The 22,398-nt window shown below is 58.6% G+C and carries 16 protein-coding genes; 15 read left to right on the top strand and 1 reads right to left on the bottom strand.

The window, feature by feature from the left end:
• The first annotated feature begins 81 nt into the window (after nt 1–81).
• Nucleotides 82–3,300 carry an FtsX-like permease family protein gene (locus C1719_RS09325; protein WP_245874465.1) on the top strand — a complete coding sequence of 1,073 codons (3,219 nt, stop codon included), beginning with the start codon at nt 82–84 and terminating at the stop codon, nt 3,298–3,300.
• Nucleotides 3,301–3,357: 57 nt separating this feature from the next.
• On the opposite strand, the gene C1719_RS09320 is transcribed toward C1719_RS09325, so the two are convergent.
• On the bottom strand, nt 3,358–4,851 hold the full coding sequence (locus C1719_RS09320; protein ID WP_180963545.1) for a response regulator transcription factor: 1,494 nt from the start codon (nt 4,849–4,851) through the stop codon (nt 3,358–3,360).
• Nucleotides 4,852–5,071: 220 nt separating this feature from the next.
• Between C1719_RS09320 and C1719_RS09315 the strand changes: the two genes are divergently transcribed.
• The 14 genes from C1719_RS09315 to C1719_RS09245 all read left to right on the top strand — a co-directional run bounded on the left by C1719_RS09315 (nt 5,072) and on the right by C1719_RS09245 (nt 22,393).
• Nucleotides 5,072–5,308 carry a hypothetical protein gene (locus C1719_RS09315; protein ID WP_102374851.1) on the top strand — a complete coding sequence of 79 codons (237 nt, stop codon included), beginning with the start codon at nt 5,072–5,074 and terminating at the stop codon, nt 5,306–5,308.
• 27 nt (nt 5,309–5,335) lie between these two features.
• Nucleotides 5,336–7,600, top strand: a complete 2,265-nt coding sequence (locus tag C1719_RS09310; RefSeq protein ID WP_102374850.1) for a molybdopterin dinucleotide binding domain-containing protein — start codon at nt 5,336–5,338, stop codon at nt 7,598–7,600.
• Between the two features lie 26 nt (nt 7,601–7,626).
• Entirely contained in the window at nt 7,627–7,959 is a 333-nt protein-coding gene (locus C1719_RS09305) for a 4Fe-4S dicluster domain-containing protein (RefSeq protein ID WP_102374849.1), read from the top strand.
• 60 nt (nt 7,960–8,019) lie between these two features.
• Nucleotides 8,020–9,528: an MFS transporter gene (locus tag C1719_RS09300; protein ID WP_102374848.1), complete on the top strand. Its 1,509-nt coding sequence runs from the start codon at nt 8,020–8,022 to the stop codon at nt 9,526–9,528.
• Between the two features lie 349 nt (nt 9,529–9,877).
• Nucleotides 9,878–11,266: an MmgE/PrpD family protein gene (locus C1719_RS09290; RefSeq protein ID WP_102374846.1), complete on the top strand. Its 1,389-nt coding sequence runs from the start codon at nt 9,878–9,880 to the stop codon at nt 11,264–11,266.
• Nucleotides 11,267–11,313: 47 nt separating this feature from the next.
• Nucleotides 11,314–12,624, top strand: coding sequence for a trigger factor (locus C1719_RS09285; RefSeq protein WP_102374845.1), 1,311 nt, complete (start codon nt 11,314–11,316; stop codon nt 12,622–12,624).
• 76 nt (nt 12,625–12,700) lie between these two features.
• Nucleotides 12,701–13,900: an MFS transporter gene (locus tag C1719_RS09280; protein WP_146007876.1), complete on the top strand. Its 1,200-nt coding sequence runs from the start codon at nt 12,701–12,703 to the stop codon at nt 13,898–13,900.
• A 65-nt stretch (nt 13,901–13,965) separates the two neighbouring features.
• Nucleotides 13,966–15,201 carry an MFS transporter gene (locus tag C1719_RS09275; protein ID WP_102374843.1) on the top strand — a complete coding sequence of 412 codons (1,236 nt, stop codon included), beginning with the start codon at nt 13,966–13,968 and terminating at the stop codon, nt 15,199–15,201.
• A gap of 9 nt (nt 15,202–15,210) precedes the next feature.
• Nucleotides 15,211–15,393, top strand: a complete 183-nt coding sequence (locus tag C1719_RS09270; protein ID WP_102374842.1) for a P-loop NTPase family protein — start codon at nt 15,211–15,213, stop codon at nt 15,391–15,393.
• A gap of 267 nt (nt 15,394–15,660) precedes the next feature.
• A complete protein-coding gene (locus tag C1719_RS09265; protein WP_102374841.1) occupies nt 15,661–17,946 on the top strand; it encodes a molybdopterin-dependent oxidoreductase in 2,286 nt (761 codons plus the stop codon).
• A 27-nt stretch (nt 17,947–17,973) separates the two neighbouring features.
• Nucleotides 17,974–18,309, top strand: coding sequence for a 4Fe-4S dicluster domain-containing protein (locus C1719_RS09260; RefSeq protein ID WP_102374840.1), 336 nt, complete (start codon nt 17,974–17,976; stop codon nt 18,307–18,309).
• 177 nt (nt 18,310–18,486) lie between these two features.
• On the top strand, nt 18,487–20,607 hold the full coding sequence (locus tag C1719_RS09255) for an ABC-F family ATP-binding cassette domain-containing protein (RefSeq protein ID WP_102374839.1): 2,121 nt from the start codon (nt 18,487–18,489) through the stop codon (nt 20,605–20,607).
• On the top strand, nt 20,607–21,116 hold the full coding sequence (locus C1719_RS09250; RefSeq protein ID WP_102374838.1) for a tRNA (cytidine(34)-2'-O)-methyltransferase: 510 nt from the start codon (nt 20,607–20,609) through the stop codon (nt 21,114–21,116). The genes C1719_RS09255 and C1719_RS09250 overlap by 1 nt, the downstream gene beginning before the upstream one ends.
• Nucleotides 21,117–21,706: 590 nt before the next feature.
• Nucleotides 21,707–22,393, top strand: a complete 687-nt coding sequence (locus C1719_RS09245) for a site-2 protease family protein (RefSeq protein WP_102374837.1) — start codon at nt 21,707–21,709, stop codon at nt 22,391–22,393.
• The last annotated feature ends 5 nt before the right edge of the window (nt 22,394–22,398 follow it).

Below are 22,398 nucleotides of genomic sequence, written 5' to 3'. Positions count from 1 at the left end.
TCGATCTCGCATTCGTGGGGGCGTTTCCTCGCGATCGCGGCTATCGTCGCGTTGGGGACGGGGTTTTATGCCGGGCTTCGCATGACGGCGCCCGATATGAACCTCGCCGCCGATACGTATTACGACGGCACCGATCTCTACGATATCCGCATGCTTTCGACTATGGGCCTGACCGATGATGACGTCGATGCGCTCAAAGCCGTTGACGGCGTTTCGGGCGTCATGCCCGCTTACCAGATCGACGCAACGTCTCTCATGGGCGGCGAGCAAGTAACGGTGCGCATCCATTCGCTCGATGTCGCCGCAGCTCAGGCGAGCGATACCTCCGACGGCGTTACCGCCGTTTCCGATGATTCGAACTACTTGAATCGTCCGCTGCTCGTCGAGGGGACGTGGCCGGTGCAACCCGACGAATGCGTCGTTTCCGCCGATGCGGTTATGGCTGCCCCCCTTTCGATAGGCGATACGGTTGTGCTGACCGAAGGGTCGCAGGATCTCGGCGATGCGCTCAATGCGAAAAGCTTCACGATTACCGGGTTTGTCAGGTCTTCGTATTACACCTCGTCGGGAAGCCTCGGAACGACAAGCCTCGGCAGCGGGGCGCTTGCCCAGTACATGTACGTGCCCGAATCGGCATTCAAGGACGATCAGCCCTACACCGAAGTCTACGTTGCCGTTGCCGATGCGAAGGACGAGCGCGGCTCTTCGTCGGCATACGCCGAAAAAGTCGACGTGGTTTTCAAGGAGATCGAAGCGATCGCGTCAGCTGGGGAAGAGCGCAGGCTTGAAGAAATCAAGCGGGAGGCGCAAGACGAACTCGATCGGAACAAGGAGGACTTCGAGCGGGAGCGCGATGATGTAAATGCTCGGCTCGACGAGGCGAAGCAGAAGCTCGACGACGCGAAAGCCCAGCTCGATGATGCGAAGGAAACGCTTGACGCAACGCCGGCACAGCTCGACGAGGCTGCGGCGGCCATCGCGGCCAACGAGCAGGCGATCGCATCGGGACAGGCCGATTACGATGTGGGAGTTGCCGAGCTCGCGAATCAGCGCGCTGCAGCGCAGACGGGGTTCGACGAGGTGCAGGCGACCATCGACGAACAGCAGGCTCAGCTCGATACTGCACAGAGCACGCTTGCCGAACTTGAGCCCCAGCTTGCGGCTGCGCAGCAGCAGCTGGCGGGCATGCAGCCGGGCGATCCCGGCTACGACGAGCTTGCGGCCACGGTTGCTGCGCTCGACGAGAACGTGAAGAAGATCCAGGCGGCGTTGAGTCAGGGCATCCCTGCGCTCGAGAAGGCGCGTTCGGAATTCGCCGCTCGAAAGCAGGCTGTTGAAGAGGAGTTCGCGGCAGCGCAGTCCGAGCTCGATTCGGCCGCATCGGCCCTGTCGAGCGGGAGGGTGCAGCTTGATCAGGGGCGCGCTCAGCTCGAATCGGGAAAGCAGCGCTATGAAGATGGCAAACGGGAATACGAAGAAGGTCTGGCAGAATACGAAGAAGGCCTTGCCGAGTACGAGAGCCAGAAGGCCGAAGCGGATGAGAAGCTTGCCGATGCCCAAAAGGAGATCGACGATGCCCAGGCGAAGATCGACGGAGTCGACGCGCCCGAATGGTACATCATGGACCGAACGAAAAACGTCGGCGCCGAAAGCTTCAAATCGGATGCCCAGCGCGTTGATCAGATAGCGCAGGTGTTTCCCTTCATCTTCTTCCTGGTTGCTGCGCTTGTCGCCTTGACGACGATGACGCGCATGGTCGAAGACGAGCGCGTGCTCATCGGAACGTTCAAGGCGCTCGGTTACGGCAGGGCGCGAATTTCCCTGAAGTACCTTGCCTACGCGGGCATTGCGAGCGGGGCGGGCGCGCTCATCGGCATCGTTTCGCTTTCGCAGGTGCTGCCTGCGGTGATTATGAACGCCTACGGCATCATCTACACGGTTCCGGCCGCCCCTACCCCGATCGACCCTGCCATCGCGGCGTTGTCGGCGGGCCTTGGCGTCGGCGTGACGCTTGCCGCGACGGCGGCTGCCGCGATATCGACGCTGCGCGAACCCCCTGCAACTCTCATGCTCCCGCGCGCCCCTAAGGCGGGCAGGCGCATTCTTCTCGAGCGCGTCGGTTTTGTGTGGAAGCGCCTGTCGTTCTCGTGGAAGGTGACGTTCCGTAACATATTCCGATACAAGAAGCGATTTTTCATGACGCTCATCGGAATCGCCGGATGCACTGCGCTGCTGCTCACCGGTCTGGGTCTTTCCGATGCGATCAACGATATCATCACCAAGCAGTTCGGACAGATATATCAGTACAACGCGACTGTCGGGCTTGTCGAAGAGCCGACCGATGAAGATATGGATGCCGTTCGCGAGATCATGGAAGATACCGATGTGATCGGCGCGTACACCTATGCCGATACCACGCCCATGACGGCGAGCGCTCCGGACAGGAAAGATCAGATCGTCCACGTGATCGTGCCCGAAGACCCCGCGCAGTTCCAGGACTTCGTGACCATGCGCGAGCGCGTGGGGCAGACGTCTCTCGAGCTGTCGGGCGACGCGGTGCTTGTGAGCGAGAAGCTTGCGACGGAGCTCGGCCTCGGTGTGGGCGATGACCTGCTGCTTTCGAAGCAGGATGCCATTGGGAACACGACGGATGAGGGCTGTTCCGTTACGATTACGGGCATTATGGAGAACTACGTGAGCCAGTACGTGTTCATGACACCCGAGCTTTACGAGCGGGTCTCAGGCGATGCGCCCGAGTTCACGACGATCTTCGCGAAAGCAACCTCCGATTCGGCGTTGCGCTCGACTATGAGCGACCAGCTGCTTTCGCTTGAATCGGTGAAGACCGTCGGCTTCAACGACGAAACCATCGATTCGTACGAGAAGATGCTCGGAAGCGTGAATTCGATCGTCGTCGTGCTCGTGGTCGCGGCTGCCGCCCTGGCCTTCGTCGTGCTCTACAACCTGACGAACATCAACATCACCGAACGGCAGCGCGAGATTGCGACGCTTAAGGTGCTCGGCTTCACAACGCGCGAAGTCGACGCGTACATATTCCGAGAGATCATTCTGCTCACCGTGATCGGCTGCTTGGTCGGCTTGGTTTTCGGCGTGGTGATGGAAAACTTCGTCGTAGTAACCGCGGAAGTCGATCAGGTGATGTTCGGCCGTGAGATCCATGCGGCGAGCTATGTTATCGCGTTCGTGCTCACGATGCTGTTCTCGGTGCTCGTAGCGCTGGCCATGCGGCGCAAGCTCGCAAAGATCGACATGGTGGAAAGCCTCAAGTCCAACGAGTAGGCATTCGCCTGCTGCCCAGGGGGTTGGGTTTCCGCGTGACGGGCGGGTTCGCCTTGTTCAGCTTTCGGGCGATGTCTCGTCTTCGACGATGTTTATGAGATCCTGCTGCGAATGCACGCCCATTTTCTGATAGATGTGATACGTATGCGTTTTGATCGTTCGTTCGGCGACGAAGAGCTGATCGGCTATGTATTTGGCATTCCGCCCCTTGGCGAGGTAGAACAGTATCTCGCCCTCACGCGGTGTGAGATCGTATTTCTGGGCAGCGAACGAGCATTTCCGCTTGTAGGGGCGTTCGATGACGGTTGGGCTTGCTGGCTCTTGGTTCGTCTCGGCATTGGAAAAGCGCTCTTCGTCGTTGTTCACGATGAGCGGGTATTTGTTCGGATTGATTGCGGCGACGGTGATGTAGAGGCATACCGAGGCGACAAGGACGATGATGAACGCCGGCATGGTCATCATGCCGAGTTCCGTGGTGAGGAAAGCGCCGCACGCCCATCCTATGCCCTGACCGGCAACGATGAAGAGGCGGCCTCTCGAGAAGCAGTAGCATGCGGAGACGGATAGCAGGTTTCCCCTGAGAGACAACACGGTCGAATTCGTGAAATCGAAAAGATAGAGCACGACGAACAACACGAGCGAGAATATGAGCTGCCAGGGTGCTTCCGTGAACTCCATGAACAGCAATCCGCAGACGATTATGGGAAGAAACACGAGCTGGCTGTGCTCGAGCGAAAGCAGTTCGGGGCTGCGGGCCCGCAGTATGAAGAACAGGAGCGCCGTGCTGAGAAGGGCGATGCCCAAGATGGCGGGCGTGAGGCCGGTTCGTTTGATCGAATAGAAGATCAAACAGGCTACGACGCCGATGAGGATGCCGTCGACGAGCATGATGTAGGAGCCGTTGCGGTTGAATTTGCTCTTCTCGATGAGCCATTCGTCGTCGTGGATGTCCGTTTGCACCCAGCCATGGGAAAACGCCCTCATCAGAAACGCGAACGAGGCTATAACCGATACGCTTATGGCGATGATGTTGGTCGGTGATGACATGGCCGACATGCCGATCACCAGGCAGCTGCCGAGCGCGAACGACCAGAAGCTTATCTTCGTTATGTACGACTCGTCGATGCTTCCCTGCCCGTCAACCCATGCGCAGGCAAAAAAGCCGTTCGAAACGCCCCAGCATGCCCACGCTACGGCGACAAGCGCCAGGGGCATTTCGATGCCGGATAGCCGTTCGATCAAGATGGTCGTCGGCAGCAGGAGCTGCATCGCGAAAAAACCTGTTCTGACGGGAGTTGATCTGACGAAGGAGTCGCGTTTTTTGACCAGGCGGTACATGGCGAAGAATACGAGTGCCATGCTGATGAACATGATGCTGCGCAATCCGCCGACGACGGTTGAAGAATCGGATGTCGCCGTGAAGAACACCGGACTGTATATGCTTGTCAGGCTGCTTGCGGTGAAAAGCGTGAAACCGACGATCCCGAGCGCGGTTTTCTCTGAAAACCCTCCACTTACCTGGTTGTTCTCAAAACTAATACCCTGAGTCATACCCCCGCCTTTCCGCCCAGATAGTATCCAGAGTCGCATTCTGAACAAGCTAATCATATCCAACAACAGATGTGTCGAAAGCATCGAGATGAAAAACTCATCCCGTCAGTTTGCATGGTTCGAATTGCAGGTTCGTACATGCATCGTTGCTCGCGGAGAAGGGGGTCAAAAGCATTTATAGGGCAGGCTTATCGGACGGCTTAATTGTAAGGAGGTTCAAATGGCAGATCAAGAGGTGTTGGACAAATATGCGCCGACTCTCGACTTGCTGGAGACCAAGGAGGCGTACCTCTACGAAGGCGAACTGTATGTCAGATACGAGTTCCGCGACCCAGAAGAGCTGCAGGCACGTATGACGTATCACAAAGTGGGGGACGACAACGTGATATCGAGCGAAAACCTGATCATGCTTGGAATCTGGGCGCGCGCTCAAAAGAACGGCGAGCGTGTCAAGTAACTATGACGATGTTGAAAGGAGTTTTGCATGAGGGAGTGCTTTGATCCGCATGTGTACAAAAAGGATTGGCAATACCAAGAAGGCGATCTGACCGTTACGCGTACCTGTCAGTGGTCCGCGCCGGGATGCCATCAAGGTTGCAGCGTCTTGTTCTATACCGATAAGGATGGCAAGCTGGTCAAGATCGAGGGCGATCCCAATTCGGCTGTTACCGATGGCCGTCTGTGCATGCGCTGTCTTGCAATGGTCGAGGCGGTGTACCATCCCGATCGCATCATCCATCCCATGAAGCGTGCGAAGGAGGATCGCGGCTACGACAAATGGGAGCAGATCACGATGGACGAGGCGTATGACCTTGTTATCGAGATGGTGAACGATACGACTGAAAAATACGGTGCGAAGTCGATCTGCACCGGAGCGGGTACGGGCAGAAACGCCACCTGGCAGTCTAACGTTCTCGGGCACGGCGGCTTTGGCACGCCGAATGACAACGCGGGCCTCCTTGCCGGCAACTGCTGCTATACGCCGCGCATGCAGGCCATGAACGCGTTGTTCGGCTCTACGTTCATCGCCGACTGCGGCCAGCTCAACGAGAAGCGGTTCGACGAGCCCGAATATCGTCGTCCCGACCTGTTCATAATCTGGGGAAACAATCCGATCCGCGCCAACGCCGACGGCTTCTACGGGCATTGGATCATCGACTGCATGCGTCGCGGCAGCGAACTGTTCGTCGTCGACCCTCAGGTTACGTGGCTGTCCGCGCATGCGAAGATGTTCCTTCAGGTTCGCCCTGGTTCCGATGCCGCGCTCGCTTTGGCCATCTGCAACGTTATGATTGAAGAGGACCTCTACGATCATGAGTTCGTGGAGTACTGGTGCTACGGGTTCGACGAGTTCAAAGAGCGCGTTAAGGAATACACTCCCGCCATGGCCGCCGAGCTGTGTTGGGTGCCCGAGGAAAAGATATACGAAGCTGCGCGTTTGATCGCCAACGCCGGTGTGACGACGCTGCAGTGGGGCGTTGCCGTCGATCAGACGAAGTGGGCGAACGGCACTTCGCAGGCTATCGCCTCGGTGCAGATTCTCACCGGCAACATCGATAACCCCGGGGGTTTCGTTGCCATCGACTTCGGATATGTGCAAAGCGATATCCGCGAGAACGTATCGAAGCAGCTTGGACCCGAGGTTCGCAAAGACCGTTTGGGCGACGACGGCAATTGGGGAGCGCTCAACGCCATCGGCAAGGGCGGGCATGCGGTTCCCGAGGCGATTCTCCATGCTGCGGAGACGAGCGAGCCGTATCCCGTCAAGATGCTTTTCCTGTGCAGCACGACTGCCTTTACCAACATGGCCGGCCAGGCGCGTCGCGTATACGATGTATACAAAGAGATGGATCATGTCGTGGTGTGCGACCTGTTCATGACTCCGACGGCTATGGCGTGCGCCGACCTGTTCATTCCGATGGCCATGAGCTGCGAGCGCGATGGCGTTCGGGGCTGGTACACGCCTTTGCGCTCCATCGTGAAAGTTACGCAGACCGGGGAGGCGATCGGGGACGAGCAGATGATGCTCGAACTCGGCAAGCGTATGAATCCCGATCTGTTCTACTGGGACGATGTGCCCGAGATGCTCGAGTTCTGCACGAACAACATGGCCACCGTTCCAATCGAAGTCAGCCTTGAGGAGCTTCGCGAGAAGGTCATCATCTATCCGAAGTTCGAATACAACAAGTTCCGCAACGGCAAGCTTCGCTTCGATGGGCAGCTCGGCTTCAACACGATCTCCGGCCGCGTCGAGCTGTTCTGCAATATGTACAACAACGTCGGCATGGATCCGCTTCCGTACCACAAAGAGCCGCCCGAGAGCCCCTATTCGACGCCCGAGCTGTTCGAGCAGTATCCGCTCGTGTTGACGACCGGACGTAGGTCGTGGGAGTTCTTCCATTCAGAGCATCGTCAGCTCAAATCGATGCGCGAGTTCCATCCCGACCCCATTTTCGAGATCAACCCCATCGATGCCGAGAATGCCGGAATCAAAGAGGGAGATTGGGCCGTTCTCGAGAACTCGCACGGTTCGTGCAAGCTGCGCGCTCATGTAACCGACACCATGCTCAAGGGAGTGGTGAGCGCCGAGCACGGTTGGTGGTTCCCCGAGAAGGATCCGGAGGAGCCTTCGCTGTTCGGATTGTGGGAATCCAACATCAACTGCCTGACCGTGCAAGGGGACTTCGGTCCGAGCGGATACGGGTCTTCGTATAAAACGCAGCTCTGCAAAGTGTACAAGGCTGACTAGCCAAACCGAGAAAGGAGGATGGACTCATGACGCAACATGGTCTTTTGATCGACTACGAATTCTGCACGGGCTGCCATACCTGCGAAATGGCCTGCAAGGTTGAAAAGGGCTTCAAGGAGGGCGAGTGGGGGATCAAGCTCGCCGAAATAGGGCCTTGGAAGCTCGATGAGGATACCTGGGAATGGGATTATCTGCCCATGCCCACACAGCGATGCGACCTGTGCCAAGACCGCATCGACGCGGGCAAGGTTCCCGCCTGCGTGCACCACTGCCAATCGCTTGTTATGGAATTCGGACCCATCGAGGAACTTGCGAAGAAGGTTACCAAGCCTCGCATGGTGCTGTATTCGGTTCAGTAGGTGTTTTCCCGGCGCTGGGAGGCGCCGGGAAACGCTCATCGCTTATCAAAAGGGGGTTTCATGAGCGCACAAACAGCTTCATTAGGGGAGAAGGTCGAGCATGCCGTCAGGAACAATGTGACGCAGGCTCTTGGCCTCATATACGGTCTCGGCATGCTCACTTGGACGGCTTTCAATCAGATGAACAGCAACTACTGGTCGTATTTTCTGACTGAGATCTGCGGGTTGGAACCAACCGTCATGGGTACGGTCAAAGCGGTGACCGGCGTTGGGGAATGGTTCTTCGTCATCATTGCCGCCATCATTATCGAGCGGGTATGGCTCAAGCATGGTCAGTATCGAAGCTGGCTTCTCATCGCTCCGCCCGCAACGTTCGTCTGCCTGCTCATGACGTTTGTCGATCCGAGCTTCCTGGACATGGGTGCAAAGACGGCGTGGATGATATTTTTCCAGATCGTAGGGGGGTTCTTCTCGAGCTTCTTCATGATCGCCGCCACATCGATTGTCCCGGTGATCAGTCGCACCGAAGCCGACCGCACGTTGCTCTCGCAGCGCAAGGCTCAGGGCAACATGCTGGTCAAGGTTCTGTTTGCAGCGATTTCGCTGCCGGCCATCCTCGCCATCAACGGATTGGTGTACCGCGTCCCTGCTGGTGAGAATGCGCAGAACGCGGGACCCATGGGCTTTACGGTGCTGGCTTTGGTCTTCGGTGTCATCATGATCGTCATGTTCATCGTCATGTACAAGCGCATCGACGGGATGGATCCGACGCAGAAGCTCTGCGAAGAAAGAGCTGCGGCGAAGAAGCGCGGCGAGAAGGTTGCTCCGATCGACCCGGGCGAGAAAGTCGGGTTGCTCGAGATGATCAAGTACTGGATCACGAACCTACCCGCCATCATCGGCCTGTTCTCCGAGATCATCCGCTTCATTGCGCAGATGACCATCCAGAGCATGGCAATGTACGTGTTCACCTATGCATTCGGCGACGTCGCCATGGCCGCCGTTATGCTTACGGCGGCGAATATCACCGGTTTGATCGCGACGTTCGTCTCCGAACCCATTGCGCGCAAGCTCGGTATCCGCATCACGTATCTGGCGGGCATCGGCATTTCCTGCGTATCGATGATCTTCTGCTACTTTGTCGGTGCTTCGGGTGAAATGGCGTTCATCGTGTGCATTTGTGGTGCGTATTTCGGTATGAACTTCATGAACGGCACAATGATGGGCATGCAATCTAACGCCATCGCATACGGCGAATGGCGCGACGGCAAGACGGCGAAGGCTTTCATCATGTCTACGTTCCAGTGGTGCCCGAAGATCGCAAACGCCGTTGCGGGCGCTCTGACGGGCTTCGGGTTGGCCGCAATCGGCTTCGTGTCAGGCATGGAGGCGTCGCCCGAGCTCGCTCAAGGCATGATAAACATCATCTGCCTCATACCGGCGGTCGCGTTCGCCATTGCGTTTGTAGCCTTCTTCTTCGGATACCGCCTTCCCCCGAAGAAGATGGAGCAGATTGCAGCGGATCTTGCGCAAAGGGAAGACTCGAAGAAAGCCGACGCATCGGCTTAACGGTAAAGGGCCTCGGCAGCGGTGCTGCACGGCTGCCGAGGCTGTATGGAAACGGAAAAGAAAGAGGTATCCGATATGTGTTTCAGGCCAGCTGAAATCGATATGAGCAAAAAGTGCCCCCAGTGCGGCGCGCAAAACGATTTCGATAACGAGGCATGTGATCAGTGCGGGGCGAAGCTTCCCAGCGCCCCGAAAGTGGGCTCGGCGCCAGGCGGTCCCGGCGCCCTCGGAGCGCCTGCGGCTCCCGGAGCGCCGAAAGCTCCCGGGGCTCCGAAGCCGCCGAGTGCACCCGGAGCGCCGAAGCAATAGACGGCGCGTACGAACTTACGGCGACAGAAGGAGTAAGGTCATGGATTTGGGATCGATGTTTGCTCGCACTATTGTTGATACGAATTACGATCGGCTTCCCGACGAAGTTGTCGAAGCCTCGAAGATGGCGATCCTCGATACGCTGGGCTGCATGCTTGCGGGAAGCGGAGCGGGCGAAGGCGTCGAGGGCGTCGTCGGGCTCCTCGATACGCTCGGGGGCGCTGGCACGTGTACGGTGGTCGGCTTCGGAAAGCGCGGAAACGAAGTGCTTGCAGCCATGGCGAATGGTTCTTTAGCCCACAGCATCGATTACGACGATGCCCATGACGATGCGTTTGTCCATCCGAGCGCGTCGGTGGTTCCCGCAGCGCTTACGGTAGGCGAAAGCATGTCCGCATCGGGCAAGGACCTCATAGCCGCAGTGGCGGTGGGCAACGATCTCATATGCCGGCTTGGTTTCGCCGTTTCCAACCCACAGGAAAACGAAGGGCTGCTCTGGATGCTTCCCGTGCTCCTCGGCACGTTTTCGGCAACCGCCGCATCGGCCAAGCTGCTCGGCCTGAATGCGGAAGAGACCGAAAATGCGCTCGGCATCGCCTACAACAGGGCGGGAGGAACGAAAGAGCTCGTCATCGAGTCCGGTGCGCTGCGCGGCTTGTACGGGATGTTTCCCAACATGACGGGCGTTCTCTCCGCTTTGCTTGCGAAAAACGGCGTTCCCGGCCTCAAGGAAACGTTCGGCGGTAAGGCGGGCTTTTTCTCCGTCTACTACGACGGCGTTTTCGACCAGAGCGCATTCGCCGACATGGGAGAGCGATTTGAAGGTGCGGGCGTGTCCATCAAGCCGTGGCCGTGCTGCCGTTTTACGAACTCCCATGTCGATGCGGCACTCGGTTTGGCGAAGGATAACGACATCGATGCGACGGCGGTGGAGCGGGTCACGCTCTACTACGCCGCCGATGACGTGAAACGCTGTCTTGAGCCAGAGGATGCGCGGAAAAACCCGCCGTCGATACCCGGGGCGAAACTGAGCCTGCCCTTCACGGTTGCTCAGGCGATCGCCTATCGGAAAATCGAGATCGGCGATTTCTCCCTCGAGGCGCTGAAGGATCCGCTGCTGCTCGATCTGTGCTCGAAAACCGTATACGAATACGACGAAAGCCTGAAAAGCACGCTCTCGAAGACCATGCTGCCGGGAAAGGTGCGCATCGATTTAGAGGATGGGCGCGTTTTCGAGCGTCGGGTCGATGCGGTGTACGGTCATCCTAAAAACCGAATGCAGTGGTCCGACCTCGCGCGCAAGTTCCGGGACTGTGCTTCTTATGCGAGGCACGCCATGGACGACGAGACGGTCGAGGCGATCATCGACGCCGTTCGGCATCTGGAAGACGTCGACGACGTTTCGCGCCTTATGGAGTTGGCGAAGTAGCTGCAGGATCGACTGCGAATTCAAAATTGCGGATACGGGGGTAAACCATGAATTTCGAACGGCTTGAGAAGGCCGCGGGGGCGGCAGGCGCTCTTGAGATCGAGGTGTCAGTGTCCTCGGATGACGTCGACGAGCTGCTCGGCGAGTTCTACGAGGTGCTGGCGAGCTGCCGAAATCTCGACGAGCGGTTGCCGTGGTCCGAGATCGAAGACCGGCTTTCGGATTCTCTTCCGGCCAAGCACCTCAGGGAGCTGCGGCGCGATTTCGTCATCGGCCGGGTAACGAGCGATGCTTTGCGTGCTCTCGACGTTACCCCCGCGCTAACGCCGAAGATTCACGCGCTCGAATATCCCGAGAAAGGTGTCCCGTATTCGTACTCCCTTGCAGTGGTCGAGCGTCCCGATCTCAGCCTGAGCTCGTACGAGCCGGTGAGCATAGAGATGGACGAGACGATTGTTTCCGACGAAGATCTTGAAAAGCGCGTTGCAAATCTTCTCGATCAGCATGCGCGATACATTGACGATGATCCTCGTCCCGTCCGCATGGGCGACCATGTGAAAGTCGATGTCATGACGAAGCTCGGCGACGAGACGGTTGTTCGCCTGTCGGGCAAGGGCATGATTCTCGACGTGGACGGGGAGTCTATGCCCGCGCCTTTCGTCGAAGGGATGATCGGCATGGATGTGGGCGAAACGCGGACGATACGCTACGAGGTTGAACGCCCGCGGTCCATTGCCCCCGACGACGTGGATCGGTTCGTTGCTACGGTTACGGTGCTGAGTCAGCAGCGCAAGATGGCCCCCGATCTGACCGACGAGTGGGTGCAAGGCGCTTTCCCCCGCGTTTCGTCGGTCGGAGAGTTTCTCAACGGGCTGCGCCGCGATATGGAGTTCGACGCTCTCGTCCTCGATAAGGATACGAAGGCCCATTTGGCGAATATTGAGCTGGAGAAACGCCTTCAAGGGGACATCAACGATGATTTCTATCAGGCATCGTACAAGGCCCAGATGGACAAGCTGGAGCGGGATCTGGCGGCTCGCGGCAAGACCCTTGATGATTACTTCGAGGAAGAGAAGACCAACGAGCAGGAATTTAGCATGAAGATGCTCATCCGTTCAGGGGAAAGCCTCAGGCAGGGATTCGCTCTCGAAGCCCTCTTCGACGGACGGGGCATGGAGCTTGTTCGGGGAGACCTCGAAACGGCGCATGCGAAGCTGTTCGGGTCCGAATCGTTTGACGAGGAGGAATTGAGGAAGAGCGGCAGGTTCCATCTGGTCGAGGGAGCCGCGAAAAGGATAAAGGCCATAAGCTGGCTTGTCGAGACGGCGGAGGTATCCGCTGTGCAGGCGAAAGGCTGACCGATGCGCGGCCGTGACGGAAAGCGCGCATGCGCCGTGCCGCTCGCGGTTGAACGTCGAGCAATGATCGAAGAGATTGGATGTCGCCGAAATGTCTCCCGAGCGGTTGTGGAATCGCAAATACGTTCACGTGCTCCTCATGGAATCCGTCATGCAGATGGCGTTGTACCTTACGAGGCCCATCACGGCAAGCTATGCGGTTTCACTCGGCGCGTCGGTCGCCCTGGCTGGTTTCATCGCAGGACTCCTTGCAACGGCGGCCATGGCGATACGTCCGATAAGCGGGTCCCTTTCGGATGTCTTCAGCAAGAAGAATCTCCTTGTGGCGGCTTCCGCGATCTTCGCGGTTTCCGCGCTCGGCTGCGCGACCGCGACGACGACGCTCGCTCTCGCCATATGGTGCGCTATGCAGGGCTTCGCCTTCGCTTTCAAATCGACGTTGGTTATCTCGATGGCCTCCCTCGTCGTTCCGAAAGGATCGCTGGGAAGCGGCGTGGGGTGGCTGAGCATCGCCTACACCTTGGCGTGTGCGCTCGGCCCGGCGATCGGATCGTCGCTGGGTTCGTCACTTGGGTACTCCTCCGTGTACGTTCTGTCCGCCTGCCTGCTTATCGTCGGGTTCTTTCTTGCGATCGCGTTCAAAGCGCCGGAGCCTGCATCGGGGCGCAAGGATGTGCATCGTCGCATCGGAAACTTCGCGAATCTGTTCAAGCCGAGCAAGATGTTTTATGGGCCTGCGGTCGCCTATTCGGTCGTAGCCGGACTCATGATGATCGCTCAGGGGACGAACAACACGTTCCTCGTGCTTATGGGCGAGCAGGGATCGATTCAAGGCGCGCCGTTCTACTTCGTCGTGTACTCAGTCGTTACATTGGCTTCGAAGCCTCTGGCCGGCAGGGTCAGCGATCGCTACGGCGTGTCGGTGGTCGTTGTGCCCGCGCTTGTCGTCGCGATGGCGGGCATGGTTCAGCTGTCGGTTTTTCATTCCGCCCTGTCCGTTTGCGTTGCGGCTGCCTGCATGGCGGTAGGGCAGGCGTCGGCTTATGCGGCCGTTCAGGCGGAATCAGTAAGGGGGGTCGACGAGAGGAAGCTCGGGAGGGCGGCGAACACGTTTTACATCGGGCCGGACATCGGAATGGGTCTCGGTCCGGTTCTGGGGGGTTTCGTGCTGCAGACATGGGGCGCTCCGGCGACCTTCGCATTCAACGCGATCGCGATTCTCTTGTCGCTGCTTGCGTTTTTGGCGTACAGGGCGGCGAGGAGGTCGACGGCCTGAGGTGAACGAGCCGCAAGATCAAGCGCCGCCTCGTCGGCGCGCATAGGTGAGATTAGGTGGGGGATATGCATTCGTGGATAAAAGGAATCATTTCGTATTTCAAGGTTGAACATGCGATCGTGCTGATCCCGGTTTGCTCGTTTGCGGTGTTCGACAGCGCGTTCAGTGCATTTTCGTCAGTGTTGGCGATGATAGGCGAGCAGTTTCCCGACGTTCCCGTCGTCGTCATACAGATGGTTTTGTCGGTGCCTTCGCTTCTGTCCATCCCCGCTATGCTTCTTTCGGGATTTCTCGCGTCGTATGTGAGGAAGCGTTCGATCGGGCTTGTCGCGCTGGCGATCCTGTTTGTCGGCGGCATGATACCGGTGCTGTTCCGTGCGCAGAGCATCTACATCCTGTTTGCGAGCAGCGCCCTCATCGGCATCGCTCAGGGGCTTATGCATCCGCTCGCCTCGGCGATCATCTGCGAGGGATGGTCTGGTGCGCAGCGTGGCAAGGTGCTCGGGTTCAAGCAGGCGGCCAACTACGTTGGCGCGGCGGTTGTCGCGCTGGTGGTCGGGTATCTCGCCTTGACGGGATGGAGCAACGCATACTTGGTTTACCTAGCCGTCATCCCCGTTTTCCTTGTTACGTTCTTTCGTTTGCCGAAAGGCGGGATCGAACGGAAGCTCATCGACAGGGAAAACAAGGCCGATGGGATCAAGGAGCTGTTCACACCCAAGGTCGTCTACCTGCTTCTCCTGTTCATGGTGGCTGCTCTGTTCTCGTTCGCGTTTCATTCCAACATAGCGATGATGGTCGGGGAGAAAGATATGGGAACGTCGGCCGACGTGTCGAAGATAACGTCGCTCAACTATCTGGTGGCGTTCGTACTGGGGATAACGTATGGAAAGCTTTCGGGAGTCATGAAGGACAGGACGCTCGCGTTCGGCTTTGCGATCCTGGCGATCGGTTTGGCGATCGCGTCGTTCAGCACGTCGTTTCCCATGCTCATGCTCGGTGGGATCCTATTTGGCTTCGGGTCGGGAATCCAGGAGGTGAGCACCATCTACTATTTGAGCAACGAAGCGGAAAAGCGCGCAACGATGGCGATATCGCTCGGCCTCGTGTTCGTCAACATCGGCATCACGTTCTCGCCGATCGTTGTGACGGCGCTCAAAACGGCGTTGTTCTCGTCGGCGACCGCTTCGGCGGGGATGCTCGTGGGCGCCTGCGGGTTCGCCGCGCTCGCCGTCGTCGAGGTTCTCTACAGGAATCGCATGCGCAAAAAGGTATCGAAAGCCGAAAGGGAAGGGAGGTAGGCGGAAGCGATGGCTGGATGCTACGAATGCAACCACTGCGGGAAATGCACGATGCCCGATCTTCCCATTGCGGCCATGGTCCTCGTCTGCATCGATTGCGGTCGAGAGATACAGCCCGGGGAGAATCCGAAGAAGTGCGCATGCTGCGGCAGCGAGCGCATCGAGTACAAACGCGGGGGATCGGGTGCCTAGTACTGAGAGTCATAGGATGGAAAGCTGGAGCTGGGACGTTGAGAAAAGTGCGTTTGATCGGCACTTTCATACCTTCTAGCAGATGGCAGGATTTCACTTCGGATCGAAGATGGAGATACGGCACGGGAAGGGACGGGCGGGGGCGTTTCGGCCGGATCGACCCAGTGCCAGGCGCAGGCGGCACCGGAAATCGCGTGTGAATGCGGCGACGGAACGCATGCGCAATGCAAGGGACAACGAGTGCTAAACAGGAGAGGAGTATGCAGGATGAGTGAGTTACGGAGAGTTTCGGACACTCCCGCTGTCGAAGAGCTTGCCGACGGCACCAAGGTGTTCCGTACCGCCCAATGGTCGCCTCCGGGGTGCCATGGCGTCGGATGCGGGTTGAAGGTATTCGTGAAAGATGGCAAGCTGGTAAAGGTGGAGGGCGACCCAGAACAGCCGATCACCAACGGGCGCCTGTGCGTGCGGTGCCTGACGCTTCCCGAGTATTACTACCATGAGGATCGCCTGCTGTATCCGATGAAGCGCGATCGCGACAAGCGCGGCAATCCCGATGCTTGGGAGCGTATCAGCTGGGACGAGGCGTACGACATCCTGGTTTCCAAGTACTGGGAGATCCGCGAGAAGTACGGTCCTGACAGCATCTCGGTGTGGACGGGCACGGGCCGCGAGGCAAGCGCCTACCAGTTCCAGCTGTGCAACCAGGTGTTCCACAGCCGCACTGCCATTCACGCCAACGGAGGCTGGTCGTGCATCATTCCCCGTCAGACCGCCATGGACTGGGTTCTCGGGTGCGCTTACGTGGAATACGACGGAGCATTCGGTTTCAAAGACCGCTACGACGATCCTCGCTACGAGCTTCCGAAGTACATGCTCGTCTGGGGCCGCAACCCGCTCTGGTCGAACCCCGACGGCCTGTTCGGCCACAGCGTCATCGACATGATGAAGCGCGGCACGAAACTGATCGTCGCCGATCCGCGTGCGAGCTGGCTTGCCATGCATGCCGAATATCATCTGCAGCTGCGCCCCGGTACCGACACCGCGCTTGCGATGGCTCTGAACAACGTCATCATCGAGGAGGATCTGTACGACCACGAGTTCATCGAATACTGGTGCTACGGCTTTGACGAGTACGCCGAGCGCATGCGCGAGATGCCTCCCGAGAAGGCCGAGGAGATCACCGGCGTTTCTGCCGACGACATCAGGGCGGCGGCGCGCTGCCTGGCCCAAAAGCCCTGCACTGCCTCGGTTGGTTTGAAGGTTGACCAGAACCCGAACTGCATCCAGATCGGCCATGCGGTTTGGGGTATCTTCGCAATCTGCGGCAACCTCGACATTCCCGGCGGCGTCAAGCTCGGGCAGACGATGAAAAACGGCGGGTCCACTGGCCGCGGCGGCGTCGGCATGACGGTGCAGAAGGAAGACGAGAACCCCATTCCCATCGCCGGGCACGAGCAGTATCCCGCTATGGACTTCATCATCAATACGACGCAGCCGGACTGCACGCTTGACACCCTGCTTACGGGAAGCCCGTATCCCATAGAATACCTGTTCATTCAGAGCTCGAACTTCATCTCGTCCTGCATTACTCAGCAGCCGATGCGTTGGCTCGAGGCGTGCCGCCACAAGGAGTTCTGCGTCGCCACCGACATCTTCATGAACCCCACCATCCAGGCGCTCGCCGACCTTGTCTTGCCCGTATCCACCGCGCTTGAGCATGAGGGTCTGGTCACGTTCCACGGATGCAACCAGCCCGGTCAGTTCAATGCGCTGACGAAGGTGCTCGAGCCCGAGGGCGAATGCAAATCCGACCTCGAGATCATGCTTGACATCGATCATCGCATCAACCCCGATCGCGACCCGAGCGAAGTGAAGTGGAAGGATACGCAGAGCTATCTGACCGATAAGATCCAATCCATTCCCGATGCGGACATCGACTACCCCACGCTACAGGAATGGGTGTACGGTCAGTACGAGGTTCCGTACAAGCAGTACGAGCTCGGGCTTCTGCGTGCCGACGGCAAACCCGGGTTCAAATCTCCGACGGGACGCGTCGAACTGTACAGCACGGTTATGCAGCACCTTGGCGAAGATCCCCTACCGTACTACGAGGAGCCGCGCTTCTCGAAGATCTCGCGTCCCGAATGGGCGGAGGAGTACCCGCTCACGTTCGTGACGGGCGCCCGTCAGGTGACGTCGTTCCATACCGAGCATCGCATGATCGAGTCCTTGCGCGAGATCCATTCCTACGCAACCGTCGAGATTCATCCCGCCATGGCCGAGAAGCACGGCATCCACGAGGGCGATTGGGTGTACATCGAGAATCCGTGGGGCCGTTGCAAGATGGTCGCGAAGATCACCCCGGTCGTGAAAGAGGATGTTATCAGCTGCGATCACGGTTGGTGGTATCCCGAAGACAAAGACAAGGAGCTCTATAGCGTTTGGAAGTCGAACATCAACGAGCTCATGCCCCACAAGGAGATAGGCAAGCTGGGCCTCGGCTCCCATTACGGTGCCATACCCTGCAAGATCTATCGCAGCGAAGGCTAGCGACGGGAAGGTGGAAGGAGGATTACCATGGCTACATATGGATTGATGATAGACAACGAATATTGCACGGGCTGCCACTCCTGTGAGATCGCATGCCGCAACGAGCTCGGTCTTCCGAAGGGTCAATGGGGTATCAAGCTTTTAGAGCTCGGTCCCTGGAAGAAGCTCGACGGAAAGTGGGAGACCAAGTTCGTTCCCGTTCCGACGACGTACTGCAACCTCTGCGCCGACCGCGTTGAGGCGGGCGGCGTTCCAGCGTGCGCCCTGCACTGCCTTTCGGACGTCATCGAGTACGGCACGCTTGAAGAGCTCGCCGTCAAAATGGCTGAGAAAGGCGAGAAATGCTCAGTGTTTCTTCCGTAATCTGCGCCGCCTTTTGAGACCGCGTGCAAACTGATGCGCATATGAACGCCCCTGACCGACGGTCGGGGGCGTTTTTCGCGGCTCGCCGAAGCTCCTCTGTGCAAAGCGTGTGCAGTCTCGGTTCGATCAAACGTTTTCATTTGCGCTCAAGCGGTCGAACCGATACCATATGCCCTCGTGATTATGCAACTCGAACATATCTCCAAGGCGTTCGGCAGCCGCGTGCTGTTCTCCGACGTGACGTTTCGCCTCGAAGAGCACGATCGGCTTGCGCTCGTGGGCCCTAACGGAGCAGGCAAGACCACGTTGCTCAACATCATCTCGGGCGAAGAAGACGCCGATGAGGGCCGTGTGCTTTTCGCGAAGGGCGCTGCGGTGGGCTACTTGGAGCAAGAGGCGATCGAAATGGAGGATCGCCCGATCTTCGAGGAGGTTATATCTTCGCAGACGGAGATTCTCTCCGCCGAACAGCATTTGCGCCGTCTCGAGCATGCGCTCGGCGACGATCCGACCGAGGCGGAGCTCGCCGCATGCGGGCGCGCCCGCGACATGTACGAATCGCTCGGCGGCTACACGCTCGAGCCGCGTGTGCGAAGCGTGCTGTTCGGTCTCGGCTTCAAGGAAGAAGATCTCGAGCGCTCGACGACGGAGTTCTCGGGCGGCTGGCAGATGCGCATCGCGCTCGCGAAGCTGCTCATCCGAAACCCCGAGGTGCTGCTGCTCGACGAGCCGACCAATCATCTCGATCTCGAAAGCGTGAAGTGGCTCGAGGGGTTTCTGCGCGGCTATGCCGGTACCGTCGTCGTGGTCAGCCACGACCGCGCGTTCATGGACAACATGGTCGATCGCGTGGCTGAAATCGACAACGGCGAGGTCGCGCTTTACAAGGGCAACTACTCTGCCTACCTGCGCGCCCGCGAGGAGCATATCGAGCGCTTGAAGGCAGCCGCTGAAAAGCAAGCCGAGGAGATCGCCCATATGGAGGCGTTCATCGAGAAGTTCCGCTACAAGGCAACCAAGGCGAAGCAGGTGCAGGATCGCGTCAAGAAGCTCGAGAAGATCAAGCGCATCGAGATTCCCGAAGAGAAGAAGAAGGTCCATTTCAACTTCAAACAGCCGCCTCGTACCGGCGATAAGGTCGTGGGCGTCGAGCACGTGCAGAAGCGCTTCGGCGATCATGTGGTTTACGACGATTTGAACGTCGCCCTCTACCGCGGCGATAAAGTTGCGCTTGTGGGTCCCAACGGGGCGGGCAAATCGACGCTTCTGAAGATGGTGGCGGGAGCGCTCGCGCCCGATGCCGGAACGATCGACTACGGCATCCACGTGACGAAGACCTACTATGCGCAGCATCAGCTCGAAGAACTCAACTCGGGCAACACCGTGTTCGAAGAGCTCGATCGCGTAGCCCCCGGGTGGTCGATCTCCCAAGTGCGCACCTTGCTCGGCGCCTTCCTTTTCGTAGGCGATGCGGTCGAGAAGAAGGTCAGCGTGCTTTCGGGCGGCGAGAAGAGCCGGCTTGCGTTGGCGAAGATGCTCGTCGCGCCCACGCCGCTGCTCTGTCTCGACGAGCCGACGAACCATCTTGATATCGCAAGCGCCGATATTCTCGAGCAGGCTTTGCGTCAATTCGAGGGGACGATCCTGTTCATAACGCACGATCGCCATCTCATTCGCGGTGTTGCGAACCGTATCATCGAAGTTCAGCCCGGCAAGGTGACCAATTACGACGGCGATTACGATTACTATCTCTTCAAGAGCGGACAGCTCGATGGCGAACGACCCGAAGGCTCGTCGCTTGTCGATGAAATGATCGGCGATGCAGCCTCTGCGGGTTCCAAGGGGCCTTCCGCGAAAGGGACTTCGAAGGGCAAGGGCGGAAAGGCGGCGTCGAAGGCGACCGTCGTCACCGTGAACCGCCGTGGGCGCGGAGAATCGGCGAAACCCGAGGAAGCGGCCGAAGCCGTCCAGCTGACCGCTCCGCGCGGCAGCGCGCCGAAAACCAAGGAGCAGAAGCGCAAAGAGGCTGAGGCCCGCAACCGCGCCTACGCCGCGCTCAAGAACCATCGCAAGCGCATCGAAGAGCTCGATCGTCAGATGGAAGCCGACAACGTGCGCATGGACGAGCTCATGGAGCTTATGGCCGATCCGTCGTTCTACACCAATGAAGACGCATCGAGCGACGCGATAGCCGAGCATGCCAAGCTCAAACAGAGGCTTGCCGCCGCCGAAGAGGAATGGTTCACGCTCACTGAAGAGCTCGAAGAGGAGTTGCGCCGCCAGCAGGAGGATGCGTGATGGATTGCGAGGGGGGCGCCTTTCGGGATCGCACCGTTGCGGCCGGGCGTTTGCACATCGTGCTCTTCGAGCCCGAGATTCCTCAGAATACGGGAAACATCGCGCGAACCTGCGCCTGTACGGGAGCCGTGCTCCACTTGGTCGAACCCATGGGGTTTCGCTTGACCGAAAAGCATCTTGGGCGTGCGGGACTCGATTATTGGAACCAGGTGGAAATCGTTCGGCATTCGTGCACGGCTGCGTTTCTCGAAGAGCACGCAAAGGCCGAACTTCACTTCTTCACGGGTCGCACCGACCGCTCGTATGCCGAAACCGCTTACGGTGCGGAGCCGTTCCTTGTATTCGGGCGGGAGAGCAGAGGGATCGACGAAGATATTCTTTCTGCGCATAAGGAGCAATGCGTGCGCATTCCCATGCGCGACGGGCTTCGCAGCCTCAACCTTTCGAACGCCGTCGCCATCGGAGCGTACGAGGTTTTGCGGCAGCGGCGTTTTTCCGGCTTGATGTAAACGGGCGGGCGCTGTGCGGGATCGAGCGTTTTCTCGGGCGCGGTTTCGAATTCCTATTGCCGTCAAGGCTCTAGGGCGGTTGCGCAAGCTCCTCCGAGGGCGGCTGCGCAAGCTTCCTCCGAAGTCGCGAGGTTGCGTGCGAAATCGGTCACGCCCATGGCTTCCTGCCTGAAAACTTGCCGAAAATGGCGGTCAAGGGAAGCTTCTGTTGCCATTTGGGCCTTGCAAGAGAGGTTTTCGGTGTTGCTCGGGCAAGGGAGAATGCGTTTCCCCTGTTCACAAAAAAGTAAGAAGATACTGAGCGCGCTTGGTTCTGACAGAAGCATGCCTTGACAGCCATTTTCGAGGTGATTTCGGTAAGGGAAGTACTTGAATACAATCCGAAGCGCACGAAAATCATCAGATTGCCGCGCACGGTCGAGAACGCGCGCGAAACCGCCCTGCGCGCGCCGTGCCGCCGCCTCTTTACCCGCAGACCTGTTTTCAGCTGCGGGCTTTGCGGGGCCGGACCGGCGTCGTGCTCGACCAGTTGTGAAATTTTCTGCGCTTGGGCTTCGGCGGCGCGCACTCAGGGTAGACTATCAACCACTATGTTTAACGCAATCGATATCCCATATCTCATCTGCAGCGTTTTGAGCTTCGTGCCGGCCATCGTGTTTCACGAGGTGTCGCACGGGTTCGCCGCATATCGGCTCGGCGATCCCACGGCGAAGAGCCAGGGTCGTCTGTCCCTCAACCCGCTCAAGCACATCGATCCGTTCGGCACCGTCATCATGCCCGCGCTGCTCATGCTCATGGGCATGCCGGTGTTCGGCTACGCCAAGCCCGTGCCCTACAACCCGCGCTACTTCAAAGATCCGCGCAAGGGCGATCTCATTGTGGGGCTCGCGGGTCCTGCGGCCAACCTGGTCATGGCTATCGTGGCGGCGATCGTGGCCTGGGCGCTCTCTTCGGTATCCTATGGCCTTGCGGTGCAAAACGAGCTGTTCATGTACTTTTACTACCTGTTCTTGCCGATGTTCGGGCTGATCAACCTGTTCCTCATGTTCTTCAACCTGCTGCCCATCCCGCCGCTTGACGGGTCGAGCATCTTCGCATTCATCCTTCCGGCGAAATACTTGCCGAAGTACTACCGCATCCAGCAGTATGCGCTGCCCATATTCATGATCGTCGTGATTCTCGTGCCCTACGTTCTGCACGTGAATCCCATCGGCGTGTATCTCGACGCGACGGCGTACAACCTTGCGGGCCTCTTGTTCCCGCCCGGGCTTATCTGATAGCG

The organism is Raoultibacter massiliensis (assembly GCF_900199545.1).
Lineage (GTDB): Bacteria > Actinomycetota > Coriobacteriia > Coriobacteriales > Eggerthellaceae > Raoultibacter > Raoultibacter massiliensis.
Note: the sequence above shows the minus strand (reverse complement) of the source record. Positions and strands in the feature narration are given on the sequence as shown.